Source organism: Sphingobacterium sp. HJSM2_6, from assembly GCF_049316305.1.
Lineage (GTDB): Bacteria > Bacteroidota > Bacteroidia > Sphingobacteriales > Sphingobacteriaceae > Sphingobacterium.
The window spans coordinates 149,403-163,823 of sequence record NZ_JBMOXB010000006.1 but is presented as its reverse complement, the minus strand read 5'-3'; the positions used below and the strand labels follow the sequence as shown (position 1 = coordinate 163,823).

General features: G+C 37.7%; 12 protein-coding genes. 3 read left to right on the top strand and 9 right to left on the bottom strand.

The genetic code is table 11. From position 1 onward, the window contains the following. Window positions 1-241: 241 nt before the first annotated feature. The 8 genes from ACFRAE_RS07535 to ACFRAE_RS07500 all read right to left on the bottom strand — a co-directional run bounded on the left by ACFRAE_RS07535 (window position 242) and on the right by ACFRAE_RS07500 (window position 10,473). Complete coding sequence (locus ACFRAE_RS07535; protein ID WP_422796525.1) at window positions 242-1,501, bottom strand: YeiH family protein; 1,260 nt, start codon at window positions 1,499-1,501, stop codon at window positions 242-244. Window positions 1,502-1,505: 4 nt separating this feature from the next. After that, complete coding sequence (locus ACFRAE_RS07530; RefSeq protein ID WP_422796524.1) at window positions 1,506-2,426, bottom strand: TIGR01777 family oxidoreductase; 921 nt, start codon at window positions 2,424-2,426, stop codon at window positions 1,506-1,508. Window position 2,427: 1 nt separating this feature from the next. Further along, window positions 2,428-3,861, bottom strand: coding sequence for a phytoene desaturase family protein (locus tag ACFRAE_RS07525; RefSeq protein ID WP_422796523.1), 1,434 nt, complete (start codon window positions 3,859-3,861; stop codon window positions 2,428-2,430). Between the two features lie 130 nt (window positions 3,862-3,991). Continuing rightward, complete coding sequence (locus ACFRAE_RS07520; RefSeq protein ID WP_422796522.1) at window positions 3,992-5,785, bottom strand: acyl-CoA dehydrogenase family protein; 1,794 nt, start codon at window positions 5,783-5,785, stop codon at window positions 3,992-3,994. Between the two features lie 95 nt (window positions 5,786-5,880). Next, window positions 5,881-7,053, bottom strand: a complete 1,173-nt coding sequence (locus ACFRAE_RS07515; RefSeq protein WP_422796521.1) for an acetyl-CoA C-acyltransferase — start codon at window positions 7,051-7,053, stop codon at window positions 5,881-5,883. A 152-nt stretch (window positions 7,054-7,205) separates the two neighbouring features. Further along, window positions 7,206-7,508 carry a four helix bundle protein gene (locus ACFRAE_RS07510; protein ID WP_422796520.1) on the bottom strand — a complete coding sequence of 101 codons (303 nt, stop codon included), beginning with the start codon at window positions 7,506-7,508 and terminating at the stop codon, window positions 7,206-7,208. A 64-nt stretch (window positions 7,509-7,572) separates the two neighbouring features. Next, window positions 7,573-9,999, bottom strand: coding sequence for a 3-hydroxyacyl-CoA dehydrogenase NAD-binding domain-containing protein (locus tag ACFRAE_RS07505; protein WP_422796519.1), 2,427 nt, complete (start codon window positions 9,997-9,999; stop codon window positions 7,573-7,575). A 24-nt stretch (window positions 10,000-10,023) separates the two neighbouring features. Then, window positions 10,024-10,473: a MarR family winged helix-turn-helix transcriptional regulator gene (locus ACFRAE_RS07500; protein WP_422796518.1), complete on the bottom strand. Its 450-nt coding sequence runs from the start codon at window positions 10,471-10,473 to the stop codon at window positions 10,024-10,026. A 270-nt stretch (window positions 10,474-10,743) separates the two neighbouring features. Here ACFRAE_RS07500 and ACFRAE_RS07495 point away from each other — a divergent pair, with 270 nt between their 5' ends. The 3 genes from ACFRAE_RS07495 to ACFRAE_RS07485 all read left to right on the top strand — a co-directional run bounded on the left by ACFRAE_RS07495 (window position 10,744) and on the right by ACFRAE_RS07485 (window position 13,947). Next, entirely contained in the window at window positions 10,744-11,706 is a 963-nt protein-coding gene (locus ACFRAE_RS07495) for an isopenicillin N synthase family dioxygenase (RefSeq protein WP_422796517.1), read from the top strand. 470 nt (window positions 11,707-12,176) lie between these two features. Continuing rightward, window positions 12,177-13,229 carry a sensor histidine kinase gene (locus ACFRAE_RS07490; RefSeq protein WP_422796516.1) on the top strand — a complete coding sequence of 351 codons (1,053 nt, stop codon included), beginning with the start codon at window positions 12,177-12,179 and terminating at the stop codon, window positions 13,227-13,229. A gap of 13 nt (window positions 13,230-13,242) precedes the next feature. Beyond that, on the top strand, window positions 13,243-13,947 hold the full coding sequence (locus tag ACFRAE_RS07485) for a LytR/AlgR family response regulator transcription factor (RefSeq protein ID WP_422796515.1): 705 nt from the start codon (window positions 13,243-13,245) through the stop codon (window positions 13,945-13,947). Here ACFRAE_RS07485 and ACFRAE_RS07480 read toward each other — a convergent pair. Beyond that, window positions 13,928-14,296: an MmcQ/YjbR family DNA-binding protein gene (locus ACFRAE_RS07480; protein ID WP_422796514.1), complete on the bottom strand. Its 369-nt coding sequence runs from the start codon at window positions 14,294-14,296 to the stop codon at window positions 13,928-13,930. The genes ACFRAE_RS07485 and ACFRAE_RS07480 overlap by 20 nt on opposite strands. Window positions 14,297-14,421: the final 125 nt, after the last annotated feature.

Genomic DNA, 14,421 nt, shown 5'->3' with positions numbered 1-14,421 from the left:
AATTGGTTAAATCAGTTAGTACAAGACCAGCAGACGATATAAATATAATCAAACTATGTAATATCTTTCATTAATTGTTAAATATATTTAGTCATAACAAAACCCTATAGGGATAGCTATCAGCACAATACATTAACTTTCGCTAGTCGACTTATTGCCAAAAACGATATCGCTCAGCAGATATTCGAAGCCTTGATCAAAAAATCTGATCAATAATACCTAAAAATAGGTATGCTTAACATTAATTATTAAACAGCGCCATCGCGATTATCAAGGTAACGATAATGTTAAAAGTTTGTGCAATTAAGAACGCATACAATGGCTTCTTATTATTCTGAGCAAATAAGTCTTTAAAATTAGTTTCCAAACCTATTGAAACAAACGCTAATACAAACCAAAGTCCTTGAATATTTTTGAGACTATCTTTAATAGCAAGATTCGTTTGTTCAGGAATAACAAATGAAAACAACAAAGAAACCAGCACAAATCCAACGACAAATTTTGGAAACCTTTCCCAAATAAGTTTCAAACTAGGCTTGTCTTTTTTTATTTCATCATCCACAGATTTCGAATACGTCCAGTAAATACTAATAAAAAAAGCAGCAATACCTAAAAGTACATTTTGCGAAAACTTCACAATGGTACTTATTTTCAAAGCTTCCTCCCCAACTAAAGACCCAGAAGCCACAACGGCTCCTGTAGTATCGATACTTCCCCCTAACCACGCTCCTGTTACTGCTTGTGACAAGTTTAACCATTCTGCCAAATATGGCATAAAAATCATCATGGGTATTGCGGTGATTAAAACCAATGAAATGACGTAAGATAACTTTTTGGTGTCACCTTTTATGGCGCCAGAGGTAGCTATAGCTGCAGATACCCCGCATATGGATACGGCACTAGAGAGCATCAAGGACATCTCTTTATCTATTTTTAGTTTTCTACAGACCCAGTACGAAAAATACCATACCGATACCACCACCAAAAGGGCCTGGATTAACCCTAAAGATCCCGCTTTTAATATATCACCGAATATGACCGAACTTCCTAATAATACCAATCCGACCTTGACATACAGTTCCGTACTTAAAGTTTGCTTAAACCAATCTGGTAATGTAAAAAAATTACTAATTAGCAGACCCAATCCAAGACTAAAAATGACGGCCTCTAAATTATATTCCTTAACCCAACTATTCCCTGCAAATAACATTGCTACAACTGCAAGCAGATAGATAATGGGAAAAACAATCAATAAAAATTTTAATGGTTTTTTAAGAAGCAAGGCTCCTAAAATAGCAACTGCATAGACCAGAACAAACTGTTTTACTAGGATGAGCAAATTTGATCCGGCAAAAACTTTCGAAAATAACTCCGACGAATCTGACCAACTAAAACTAGGTTTTGGAAGAACCAAACCACCTATAGCTAACAAGATGATTAAAAAACCTAAAATAACGACTACCCAGTCTTCTGAAATTTCGAATGGTTTACTTGATTTCATTGATTTACTTTGATCTATTAATTATTTCCCCAATGGCTTGGTCAATATAGGGAAATTTAAATTTAAAGCCATTTTCGATAGTTAATTTTGTTGTTACAGGGACACTATCCAATAATAATCCAGCATCAACACCTTGAAAGAAAGCTCCCATTTCAGCTAATAATTTTGGAACTGGAAGCCCCAATTTTCTTCCCACTTCATTTCTGAGTTGAGCCATAAATTCAGCATTGCTTATTGGGTTTGGACTACAGGCATGGAAAAGGTTATTTTCAGTTCCATTTTCCATTATCCAAGCGACCATCGCTACAAAATCTTCTTCATGAATCCAGGAAACCAACTGCTTTCCATTGCCTACATGCCCCCCTAAACCCCATTTCGCTAATGGAATCAAGGGTATAAGCATGCCGAAATTTAAAGACAATACGGGACTTATTCGTAAGATAATTTTTCTTGTCTGTACCAAGTCGATAGCGTTAAATGCAGCCTCCCATTCTTGCACAAGTGCTGCTAAAAACCCCTGTCCTGTTGCAGTACTCTGTTCATCATTGATTTCAACTAGTCGTTGAAACAAAGAAACACCAGAAGCATTTATCCATAATTTAGGAGGATTAATCAATCCATTGATCGCTTTTCCTAACAGCAAGGTGGGGCCAATTCTAGAATCTCTTAATAATTTTCGGTTCGCAGAGCTAAATCGTCGATTAATAGATACACCACTTAAGTTGATTAATACATCGGCATCTTCTAGTGCTTTTGTCCAATCGCCAAGCTGCTCCCCATCCCAAGGAACATACTGCAATCCCGCTTGTGAAGTTTCTTGGATCGCTCGACTTAAGATGTACACATCATGCCCTTGATTTACAAAGTAGTTACTTAATAATTTCCCTAAATTCCCAGAACCTCCGGCAATAATGATTTTCGACATGTTAATCTTTTAAATAGATGTTAAAATGATCTTTTAAAGCCACTTTTGCGGCGAAGTACCCACACAAACCATGTACTCCCCCTCCTGGCGGAGTAGAAGAAGATCCAATATAAATATTGGGATTTGAAGTTCGATAAGGTACAATCCTTTTGCTTGGCCGAGTGAACAACTGCGAAAGATGCATTGATCCTCCACTGATATCTCCTGCTCGGTAGTTGGGGTTATAGGCTTGGAGTTGCAGCGTATTCATGGTCGACTTTCCTAAAATGGAATCTTTAAAACCTGGTGCAAATCGTTCCATTTGATTTTCTATTCTACTTGTAAAATCAACAGTCGAACCCAAAGGAACATGACAATAAGCCCATCCAATATGTTTTCCTGCTGGGGATCTACTGGCATCAAATTGACTAGGTTGCGAATAAAGTACAAAAGGTTCATCGCCTATATTACCTTGATTTGTAGCGTTCTCATAATTGGCAATCGCCCGATATCCCCTACCTATATGAACTGTTGCTGCTTGTCGACAACGCTCATCCTTAAATGCTGCAGGTGATGATAATGCCCAATCCACTTTAAATATCCCCATACTTTGTTTGAACTTGCTTAATTCTTTTTGATAAGAAGCCGACCATTTCAGTCCTTTTAGCTCCAACATTTGTTGAGGAATCAGGTCCAACACTAAGACCTTATGCGCTGGAAGTGCACGAATATCTTCTACCCAATAATTCAGTTGGATCTCTCCATTAATTGACTGGTAGTATCCTGCTAAGGCCTGGGCAATAGCTTTTGATCCACCTATAGGTATTGGCCAACCCTGATCATGGCCTGCAGTAGCCAATATCAAGCCAGCGGCTGCACTACTGAGTTGATCAAAGGGTTGAACCCCATGTGCTACCAAACCAGCCCATAAGGCTTTAGCTTTTTCCGTCTTGAATACATGACTCAACTTTTCGGCAGACTGAAGCGCTTTAATTCCAAACTTAGCCATTAACCAAGGATTCTTAGGTATTCTTAATGGCCCTAAAATATCATTGGATAAGGTTTTCCAATTTAATAAATAGGGATTGATTAGATCCAGGTAGCGAGGCCCATCGATTCCTAATTCTGCCTCCATGTCGGCAATATTTCGATGCAATATTGCAGCTGGTCCATCTTCCATTGGATGTGCCAGCTCAAAGGGAGCATTCGTAAAAGTTAAGCCAAATTTTTCAAGTGAAAGTTTTTTAAAAAAAGAGGATATAAAAAACAAGGGATGAATAGCTGAGCATACATCATGTTGATAGCCTGGCAAAGTAAGCTCTTCCGTTCGCATCCCTCCTCCTACGGAGTTAGCCCCCTCTATGATCAATGTACTTAAACCTTGCTGTTGGAGGGTAATCGCAGCGGCTAATCCATTTGGGCCTGAACCAATGATAATGGCATCGTAGCTTTTCATCCAAGTACTCGTTTTATATACAAATTCTCAATTTACAAAATAAAAGAGGTAAATACCTATGTAGCATCTGCTAAAGATAAAAAAAAATGCCTCGCATTGCGAGGCACATTTTTCATAATCAACATGATACTTAAAAACAGTATTTATTTTCTTCAATCAGCTTTTTAGCAATACGCTGACGAGCATCCTTCACATTAAAAGGCTGCGCCTTGGTAAATCTACGTAAGCCTACCAACATCATATTCAGTTCATCACCCTCAGCGAATGAATACAACGCTTCCTTGCCTGCGACATTTACTTTATCAATAGCGCCATATAAATATACCTTAGCCATATCAGTAGCATAATCAGCATGAGCACCTGGTTGCGTTTGTTGTAACTTTTCCGCTCTCAATAAAACCGATTCAGCCACATACACGTAACCAATAATATCAGCAATATTCATCAGGATTTCTTGTTCCTTAGCCAACGACATCATTAATTTTTGCACTGCAGCTCCAGCTATCATCAATCCTGCCTTTTTCAAATTTGCCACAATTTTCTTTTCTGCAGCAAATGCGCGGTCATCCTCTTCACCGAAATCCGGAATAGCCATTAATTCAGATACCACAGCCTGGGCTGGCCCCATCAAATCCAATTCACCTTTCATCGCACGTTTTAATAACATATCCACGACTAATAGTCGATTAACTTCATTGGTCCCTTCAAAAATACGATTGATACGTGAATCGCGATAGGCTCTTTCCATAGGGGCTTCTGCAGAATAACCCATACCTCCATAGATTTGCACTCCTTCATCTACCACATAATCTAACATTTCAGAACACCATACTTTGATAATCGCACATTCGATGGCAAACAATTCTACAGATTTTAATTTTGCTTTCGCTTCTTCCATCCCCCCAGCAATCAATGATTCATACGCATCATCGATATTCTGACCTGCTCTATACGCCGCAGATTCCGTAGCAAATAACCTTGTGGCCATTTCGGCCAACTTATATCGGATTGCTCCAAATTTCGAAATTGGTAGATTAAATTGCACACGCTCATTGGCATAATTAATTGCTGTCGAAGTGACAGACCTTGCGGAGCCAATTGTTGCTGCACCTAATTTTATCCGACCAATATTTAAAATATTAACCGCTATTTTAAATCCATTTTCACGCTCAGACAACATATTTTCGACAGGAACGAGACAATCGTTGAAAAATATCTGACGTGTCGAAGAACCCTTTATCCCGAGTTTATGCTCTTCAGGATTCATACTTATTCCACCAAAATCCTTCTCCACAATAAATGCAGTTAAATTCTTATCCTCTTCAATCTTTGCAAAAACAATAAAAACATCTGCAAATCCTCCATTGGTAATCCACATCTTTTGACCGTTCAGCAGGTAATGTTTTCCATCAGCGCTCAATTTTGCAGAAGTACGACCAGAATTAGCGTCAGATCCCGAATTAGGCTCTGTTAAACAATAGGCCGCCTTCCACTCGCCGGTTGCCAACTTTGGAATATATTTTTCTTTCTGGGCATCATTTCCATAATATAATATTGGCAAAGTACCAATTCCAGTATGTGCCGATAAGGCTACCGCAAAGGAAAATCCTCCTCCTACGGCATCTGCTACAAGCATAGACGTATTAAAGTTTTTACCAAATCCTCCGTATTGCTCCGGAATGGAAACACCCAACATACCCAGTTCACCCGACTTATCCATTAGCGTCTGCATCAATCCTTCTTCTTGCGCATCTATACGATCCAATTTATTCAACACCTCTGTATCTAAAAAATCAATACAGGTCTGACGGATCATTTTAGCTTCTTCATCAAATTCTTCTGGAATAAACACATCGGAGTAGGCTGTTTCGCGAATGACAAACTCTCCTCCTTTTATAGCTTTAGTCTTTAAATCTTCACTCATGATGGTATAATTTTTTCAGTTCAGAACCCTAAACTGTTTTCTTTAAAATTCAATTGTATTTCGTTCGTTACCTAGCACTTGCTGCTAGAAGCCATTTATAATAATTCAAATATTCCTGCCGCTCCTTGACCTGTACCTACACACATCGTCACCATGCCGTATTTTTTCCCACGACGTTTTAATTCATTTAACACTTGAACGGTCAGTTTTGCACCTGTACATCCGAGTGGATGACCTAAGGCAATGGCTCCACCATTCACATTCACTTTTTCTTCATCAAGCCCTAATTCTCGTATTACAGCTAAGGATTGCGAAGCAAATGCTTCATTCAATTCATATAAATCGATATCCTCCTTGCTTAATCCAGCCATCTCTAGGGCTTTAGGTATCGCGGCTATTGGACCAATTCCCATAATTCTTGGTGGAACTCCAGCCACCGCATAACTTCTCAACTTAGCAATAGGCGTAAGGTTCAGTTCTTTCATCTTTCTCTCTGAAACAACTAATACAAATGCGGCACCATCGGAAGTTTGCGATGAATTTCCGGCCGTCACACTTCCTTTAGCATCAAAAACAGGTCTTAAATTAGCTAATGCTTCAAGCGAGGTATCTGCTCTAGGCCCCTCATCGGTATCAACCACATATTCTCGGCTCGCTAATTTACCATCCTTCACATAATTTTCCTTTACTGTAATTGGAACAATACCATCTTTTAGATGACCGTTTTGCAATGCTGCAACAGCCTTTTGGTTGGATTTCAAAGCAAATGCATCTTGATCTTCACGAGACACCTTAAATTCTTGAGCCACTGCTTCCGCGGTTAATCCCATTCCCCAATACCAATCTGGATTTTCCTTTGCCACGACTGGGTTAGGAACAATCTTCCATCCTCCAAATGGCATACCCGACATCACTTCCACGCCCCCCGCAATGATCACATCCGCCATTCCTGCTTTTATTTTAGCGACTGCTGTGGCTATGGTATCCAGGCCAGAGGCACAATACCTATTCACCGTTACACCAGGTACTTTATCTGTACCTAATCCCATTAAGGAAATTAATCGACCTACATTTAAGCCTTGTTCCGCTTCTGGCATCGCATTTCCCACGATTACATCGTCTATTTCTTCTTTATTCAGATTAGGCACCGATGCCACCAAATGTTTGATGACCAAAGATGCTAAATCATCTGCACGCATAAACCGAAAACCACCCCGCGGTGCTTTTCCTACTGCTGTACGATATCCTGCTACAATGTATGCTTCCATCTTTTTATAGATTTGAGAGTTAAGATATGAGACTATCGAGCCTGCATACCTGCTACTTTTTTATTATAGATTTGAGATAGGAGTTAGGAGACATTAGAGTCTACATAGCTGCTACCTTTTTATTATAGGTATGAAATACTTATACCTGTATATCAATCCTTTTTTAACTTTTTTGTAAATCCATAGATCATTTTTTGAACTTCCTCAATTTGAGCTATAAGATATGCTGTCTGAATCGAATCAACCAAATTCAGATTTTTAGCTATCAAAATTTGGGTAAGAAGTTCGTATGAAGAGCCATTTGCAATATTAGAAGCAATGGATACTACCGATCGCTTAATTTGTGAGGATAATCCATACTTTTCTTCATAGGGAAAGTTGGAAACAGCTTGATATACAACTGTAGATAATTCTATCTGCTTTCTCCAAACTTTTATCTCCCTTAAATTATGCATAATATTAAATCCGAGTTAGAAACGAAACTCTCAAATCTTATGTCTATAGTCATTTATCTAATTACTAATTCCTCAAAGGTTTACCCTTGGTCAACATATGTTGAATTCGTTCCAATGTTTTACGTTCGGCACATAACTCTAAGAAGGCTTTACGTTCAAGATCCAATAAATATTGTTCCGAAACCTCGGTAGGAGCTGAAAGGTCACCGCCAGACATCACCCATCCTAATTTCTCTGAAATCTTTCGATCGTGTGCCGAGATATAATGCCCTGCTTCCATCGAAGATGCACCCACATACACAATTCCTAAGCCTTGGTTTCCAAGTACGCGAATATCCTTGCGAGGAACAGGCTGCACATACCCTGCATTTGCCAATGCTAAGGCTTTTGTCTTCGCATCTGCAAGAAGGCGAGCCCTATTCATGCTTATGGCATACTTACCAGTCTGCAAATAACCTAACTCAAATGCCTCTACTGCAGAAGTAGATACTTTTGCCTGACCTATGGTTAAGAACCGTTCTTTCAAGAAATTTTGATCAATCTGATCCGCTTTATAATCATCAGATGCACGGAGTGCAAATTCTTTCGAACCGCCGCCACCTGGAATTACACCAACACCAAATTCCACCAAGCCCATATAAGTTTCCGCATGTAACTGAACGAAATCCGCATGCATAGAAAATTCACAGCCTCCGCCTAAAGTCAGTTGGAATGGCGCAACAACAACAGGTATAGCCGAATATCGAATTCGCATAGCTGTATTTTGGAATAAACGAACAGCCAGATTTAACTCTTCGTAATCTTGTTCTACAGCCATCATAAAGATCATCCCAATATTTGCCCCTGCAGAAAAGTTTTTACCATCGTTAGAAATCACTAGCCCCTTATATTCTTTTTCTGCTAGATCAATCGCTTTGTTGATTCCTTGAATAACATCCGCTCCAATGGTATTCATTTTAGTATGGAATTCACAATTTATAATCCCATCCCCTAAATCGATGATGGACACCCCAGCGTTCTTCCAAATAGTTTTTTCATCGCGAATATGATCCAGCACAATCAATCCTTCACTTCCAGGAATTGCTTTGTAGCTTTTGCTTGCTAGGTCATAAAAATGGCGAACCCCATTTTCTACTTTATAAAAACGTTCACAACCCGCGGCTAGCATTTCATGTACCCAGGAGGCCACCTCACCCGTCTGTCCTGGTAACCTTTTCTCTTCTGCTTTTATTTTTGTTAGGGTCTCCCGAACACCCAAGGCATCCCATACTTCAAACGGCCCTATTTCCCAACCAAATCCAGCACGCATGGCATCATCAATACGGAAAAACTCATCTGTAATCTCAGGAACACGGTTTGAAACATATTCAAACAAAGGATAATGCATTGCTCGAAATAATACGCCAGCCTGATCGGTTCCTTGTTCATAGACTTTCATCCTTTTACGGATATCTTCCACCAGTTTGGTTGCCTCCAAGGTACTAGACTTAACCTTTCCTTGAGGACCAAATTCAAGTGTCTTTAAATTCAGCGATAATATTTCGGATCCTCCCTGATCATCCTTCACCTTTTGATAAAATCCTTTTTTCGTCTTTTCCCCTAGCCATTTATTTTCTATCATTTTACTGATAAAACTGGGCAGTTGAAATACCCCCTTTGCCTCATCGCTCGGTGCATTTTGCTCCAATCCTTTCGCCACATTTACTAAGGTATCTAAGCCGACTACATCCGCTGTACGGAAGGTGGCCGATTTAGGGTGTCCCATAGCAGGACCCGTGTATTTATCTACTTCCTCTACAGAAAGATTGAGTTTTTCTACTAAATGTGTTAATGCCAACATGGAATATACGCCAACACGATTTCCAATAAAAGCAGGGGTATCTTTACACAATACCACCGTCTTGCCTAGCATTTTATCTGCATAATCCATTAAAAATGTCAACACCTGCGCTTTGGTATGAGCTGTTGGAATAATTTCTAATAATTGGAGATACCGCGGAGGATTGAAAAAGTGTGTCCCACAAAAATGGGCTTTAAAATCTTCAGAACGTCCTTCGGTCATTAAATGAATTGGTATTCCAGATGTATTTGAGGTAATCAGTGTTCCTGCTTTGCGAAATTGTTCCACTCGCTCGAATACCGACTGCTTAATATCTAAACGCTCCACCACCACCTCAATGATCCAATCTACCTGAGCAATTTTTTCCATATCGTCGTCAAAATTCCCCGTACTGATACGTTTGGCAAACGACTTACTATATAAAGGAGCAGGATTTGATTTGATAGCTGTTTCTAGTGATTGGTTTACTATTCTATTTCGAACAACTGGATTCGTTAATGTAAACCCTTTCGCTTCTTCGCCAGGTAATAATTCTTTTGGAGCTATATCCAAAAGCAAAACCTCTACACCTATATTAGCAAAGTGGCAAGCAATGCGAGAACCCATAACTCCAGATCCTAATACTGCAACTTTCTTAATATTTCGATTCATATCTTCCATGTTTTCACGATTTCATTATGCTGTTTCTTCAGGCACCACTGGCATATATTGACTAGCCAGTTCATTTACCTTTATTAATATCTTCAGTAAGGAGGCCCTTTCCTTCTCCGTGAGCGAAGAACTTAAATATTCATTAAACTCACGTACGACATCCTTTGCAATTTTTCGCTTTTCCCGACCCAATTCGGTTAAATACACTTTCACCGAACGCTTATCTGTGGCACTCGTTTCTCGATATACAAAACCTAAACTTTCCAGGTTATTTAACACCCTAGATAGGGAAGTAGTTTTTACTCCTGTTGAATTGGCAATTTGGGAAACTGGCGTCCCATCCCTATGGATATTTATCAAGATATACCCTGCAGCTTGCGTAAACCCATGTTGGGAAGCTATAAAGTTATATTTGTTGGCAACAGTTTGCCATGCAGTTTTTAAAAAATAGTCTATGGTATTTTCTTGGCTCATATTTCGGTTACTTTAGCTATTTATTATGCAAGCATAACAAATTTAATAGATTGATTTGATAATTCAAACAAATATGTGATTTTTTAATAAATTAGTGTCCTTATTGAATTATAAGCTAAAATAGCTAAATAATTTTATTTAATAATTTAAAATGTGGATAACTTTTAAAATCTGATTCACAAACGATTAGCACTAATTATTTGCAGGTTATAAACAGTTTATTCCTCCCTGTGTTAATATTCCATTAACTTTGCATAAAACAGAATGGATATGGCATTAGTAAATATACCAAGACTAGATTTATTACATTATACAGCTGGCGATGAGGAACAACGTCAACAATTTGTACAAGATATTGGAAAAGCTTTCCATGAAACCGGATTTGTAACGATTGCAAACCATGGTCTTTCCCCAGCGCTGATTGATGAACTTTATGAGGTGGTCAAATCATTTTTCGATCAACCCGAAGAAATTAAAAGAACGTATGAATTTCCTGAATTAGCAGGTCAACGAGGATACACCGCAAAAGGCAAAGAGAAAGCAAAAGATTCCACAACCCCAGATTTAAAAGAATTCTGGCAACGTGGACAAACCATTGTTGGAGAGGAATATAGCAAAACAGATTTCCCTGACAACCCATTGGTAAAAGAGCTTCCACGATTTAATGAAGTTACTGCTGAGATCTATAAAAAACTAGAAGATGCAGGACGTAACCTACTGAAAGCTATAGCGACTTATTTAGAATTACCAGTAGATTATTTTGAACCGTATGTGATTAATGGAAATTCCATCTTAAGGGCAATCCATTATTTCCCTATCGAAAATCCAGCATCCATTTCCCCAGATGCTGTCCGTGCAGGAGCACATGAAGACATTAACTTAATCACGTTATTAATTGGAGCAAGTGCCGATGGACTAGAAGTATTAACCAAAGATGGCGAATGGTTCGCTATTAAAGCCAAAGGTGAAGATATTGTAGTGAATGTTGGCGATATGCTTCAGCGATTAACCAACAATAAATTAAAATCAACTACGCATCGTGTGGTAAACCCACCCCTTGAGCTGATGAAAAACTCGCGCTACTCTGTGCCATTCTTTCTTCATCCAAAAGCGAGCATGAATTTGACCAGTTTAGAAACTTGTATATCTGAAGCTTATCCAAAAGCTTACGAAGACTATACAGCAGGACAATATTTAGATGAACGACTTCGTGAAATAGGGTTGAAAATGTAACAGCTATTTTCTTTTCTTATATAAAGGCTATGCAACAGCAATGCATAGCCTTTTTTAATATCCCTCTCCCAAATCTAGACCGTCTTTTTCCAATACCCTTACAATTCATCATTTTTTATCAGCCATTCATCACTTTTTAGGTTATAGGCTTTCTTTTCTACCTTATTATTGAAGAAAGAAAAATTTCAGCAACTATAAACTATTAAAATATGTTGATGTATTATTTAATAAAGCTTCTCTTACCCTCCATGTACGAGGAAGGCTTAACTTGGATAAATAAAGATGATAATCCGATTAGAAAAGAAATTTTCACCTATTCCATAAACCCATGCATTGTTAACCAGTACCAAAGCATGGTATGGACTAGCAGTCCATCTACAACCTATGTTAGCTTTAAACTTTCAAGAATCCATAAACAAAAAACCTATTTTATTAAAAAAACTTATTTAAATTAATGCGATCATATGGACATGAATAAATCAGTATCAAACCTTGGCTTTTGGTTCAAGAAAATTTTTCTAGAAACACTAGTAATAGTCGTTCTTTGTGTAATTTTCGTTCGCTTTGGTCAGGAAATTAACCGAAGTATTGGTTTATTTTTTGTGGTTATTCCGTATGGCTATTTTTTGTATAGTACCCATTATTATTTTTTATTAGAAAAACGTTATGAAGGAAAATTTAACGCCTTCACCTATTATACATCAAGTCTATTAATCGCTCTTACTGGATACATTTGCTTAGCCTTATTAATCCAAATACTAGCTACTTCTACTCGTTATCATGCAGATCTATTTGTATTTTGTAGCATTTACTATCTCTTAATTATACCCATTACCATCCATCAATTTGATAAAAAAAACAAAAACAAAGAGCAGTTATCCAGCCTGCAAAAAGACCTAGGCAAATCAGAAGCTGACTTAAAATTAATCCAATCGCAAATAAATCCTCATTTTTTATTTAATGTGATGAATTCTATTTATGGATTAGCAATTCAGGAAAATGCATCTAAGACAGCCGATAGTGTGCAACGCCTGAGTTCCATGATGCGATTTATGCTTTTTGAAAATCAAAAGGAACATATTCTACTTTCGAGAGATTTAACCTATTTAAAAGAATACATTGAAATACAAAGTTTACGGATAGACCAGTCGGATCAAATAAAATTAGAATATGAAATCTCCGAGATATTTGAAGAATACTATATTGGCCCCATGCTTCTCATTCCCTTTGTAGAAAATGCGTTTAAGCATGGCATAAGTATGGTTAATCCATCATGGATTAAAATAAACGCTGAACTAATAGACGCTCAGCTAAAATTTTCTGTATACAACAGCATTCATAAGCTACAAGAAAATGATTTGGAGCGCACAAAATCTGGAATAGGTTTAGAAAATGTTAAAAGCCGTTTAAATTTACTTTATCCAAATAAGCATATGTTAATTATTGAACAAAACCAGCAGGAATTCTTTGTCTTTTTAACCATTGATTTGGAAACTTCATCGAAAAGAGAATCCATTTCTTAACTGAAATATAAACATGATCAAAGCTATTGCCATAGACGATGAACCTTTAGCACTTGAGGTAATAAAGCATCACGCTAAAGATATTTCCTACCTCCATATACAGCAGTATTTTACCAATGCATTCGAAGCCATAAAATACCTACAATATCATGACATCAACCTCTTATTCTTAGACATTCATATGCCTGATATTAATGGGATAGATTTATTTAAAAACCTTAAACACAAGCCATTATTAATCTTCACCACAGCTTATAGCGAGTATGCGTTGTCTGGTTTTGAGCTGGATGCTTTAGATTACTTACTAAAGCCATATTCAAAAGCTCGCTTTTTGAAAGCCTGTCAGAAAGCAAAAGAATTGCTGGAACTCAAAGGTGTATTAGGGAATGATGCCCATTTATATGTAAAAGATGGCTACCAGTTGGTGAAAATAAATTTAAATGAAGTCTACTATTTAGAAGCCGATGGAAATTATATTCGCTTCCAAATGCCGGATAAACAAATTCTAGCAAGATTAACGATTAAAGAATTCCTAGAAAGCTGCCCTGACCAGCGATTTATCCAAATTCATCGTTCTTATGTTATTAACAGCAATTTTATTCAAAAAATTGGAAAAACTAGCATTCTTATTCAGCAAGAAGACTTGCCTATAGGCGTAAGTTTTCAAAAAGTTATTCTTGAAAAATTAGCACTGTTAATCAATTCATCCCCGATTTAAGATGAGCACGAATTTTCAAGGGCAAGCCTTTCAGCACCAAGTCATAGCTATGATCAACCAATTTATACAATAACTCATCGGAAAGCTGCCTATTAGCAAATACGGTATTCCAATGTTTTTTATTCATATGATACCCAGGAAGTACGGAATGGGCATATTGTTGACGCAATTCTAAGGCATACTCTGGATCACACTTTACATTAAAAGACAGCTGATCAATTTGATCTAAACCCAATAACAAGAACACCTTCCCAAAGACTTTAAACACTAAGGTATCTGGTCCAAAAGGTGTTTCTTCTGCAACCTCCTCTTTAGCAATACAGTAATCTCTTAATTCTTCAATATTCATAATACAATATCTTGATTTTATTATGAATATGCAATCTCCCCTCCTTTTCTAATTTTAACAACTCAATCCAATTAGCGCCAAATTACCTTAAAAGAATGCTATTTTCTTAACAAGACAACCCGGTC

Excerpts from the sequence above, each read along its gene's own strand:
- ACFRAE_RS07535 (WP_422796525.1), bottom strand. The coding sequence starts at position 1,501 with ATGAAATCAAGTAAACCATTCGAAATTTCAGAAGACTGGGTAGTCGTT.
- ACFRAE_RS07530 (WP_422796524.1), bottom strand. The coding sequence starts at position 2,426 with ATGTCGAAAATCATTATTGCCGGAGGTTCTGGGAATTTAGGGAAATTA.
- ACFRAE_RS07525 (WP_422796523.1), bottom strand. The coding sequence starts at position 3,861 with ATGAAAAGCTACGATGCCATTATCATTGGTTCAGGCCCAAATGGATTA.
- ACFRAE_RS07520 (WP_422796522.1), bottom strand. The coding sequence starts at position 5,785 with ATGAGTGAAGATTTAAAGACTAAAGCTATAAAAGGAGGAGAGTTTGTC.
- ACFRAE_RS07515 (WP_422796521.1), bottom strand. The coding sequence starts at position 7,053 with ATGGAAGCATACATTGTAGCAGGATATCGTACAGCAGTAGGAAAAGCA.
- ACFRAE_RS07510 (WP_422796520.1), bottom strand. The coding sequence starts at position 7,508 with ATGCATAATTTAAGGGAGATAAAAGTTTGGAGAAAGCAGATAGAATTA.
- ACFRAE_RS07505 (WP_422796519.1), bottom strand. The coding sequence starts at position 9,999 with ATGAATCGAAATATTAAGAAAGTTGCAGTATTAGGATCTGGAGTTATG.
- ACFRAE_RS07500 (WP_422796518.1), bottom strand. The coding sequence starts at position 10,473 with ATGAGCCAAGAAAATACCATAGACTATTTTTTAAAAACTGCATGGCAA.
- ACFRAE_RS07495 (WP_422796517.1), top strand. The coding sequence starts at position 10,744 with ATGGCATTAGTAAATATACCAAGACTAGATTTATTACATTATACAGCT.
- ACFRAE_RS07490 (WP_422796516.1), top strand. The coding sequence starts at position 12,177 with ATGAATAAATCAGTATCAAACCTTGGCTTTTGGTTCAAGAAAATTTTT.
- ACFRAE_RS07485 (WP_422796515.1), top strand. The coding sequence starts at position 13,243 with ATGATCAAAGCTATTGCCATAGACGATGAACCTTTAGCACTTGAGGTA.
- ACFRAE_RS07480 (WP_422796514.1), bottom strand. The coding sequence starts at position 14,296 with ATGAATATTGAAGAATTAAGAGATTACTGTATTGCTAAAGAGGAGGTT.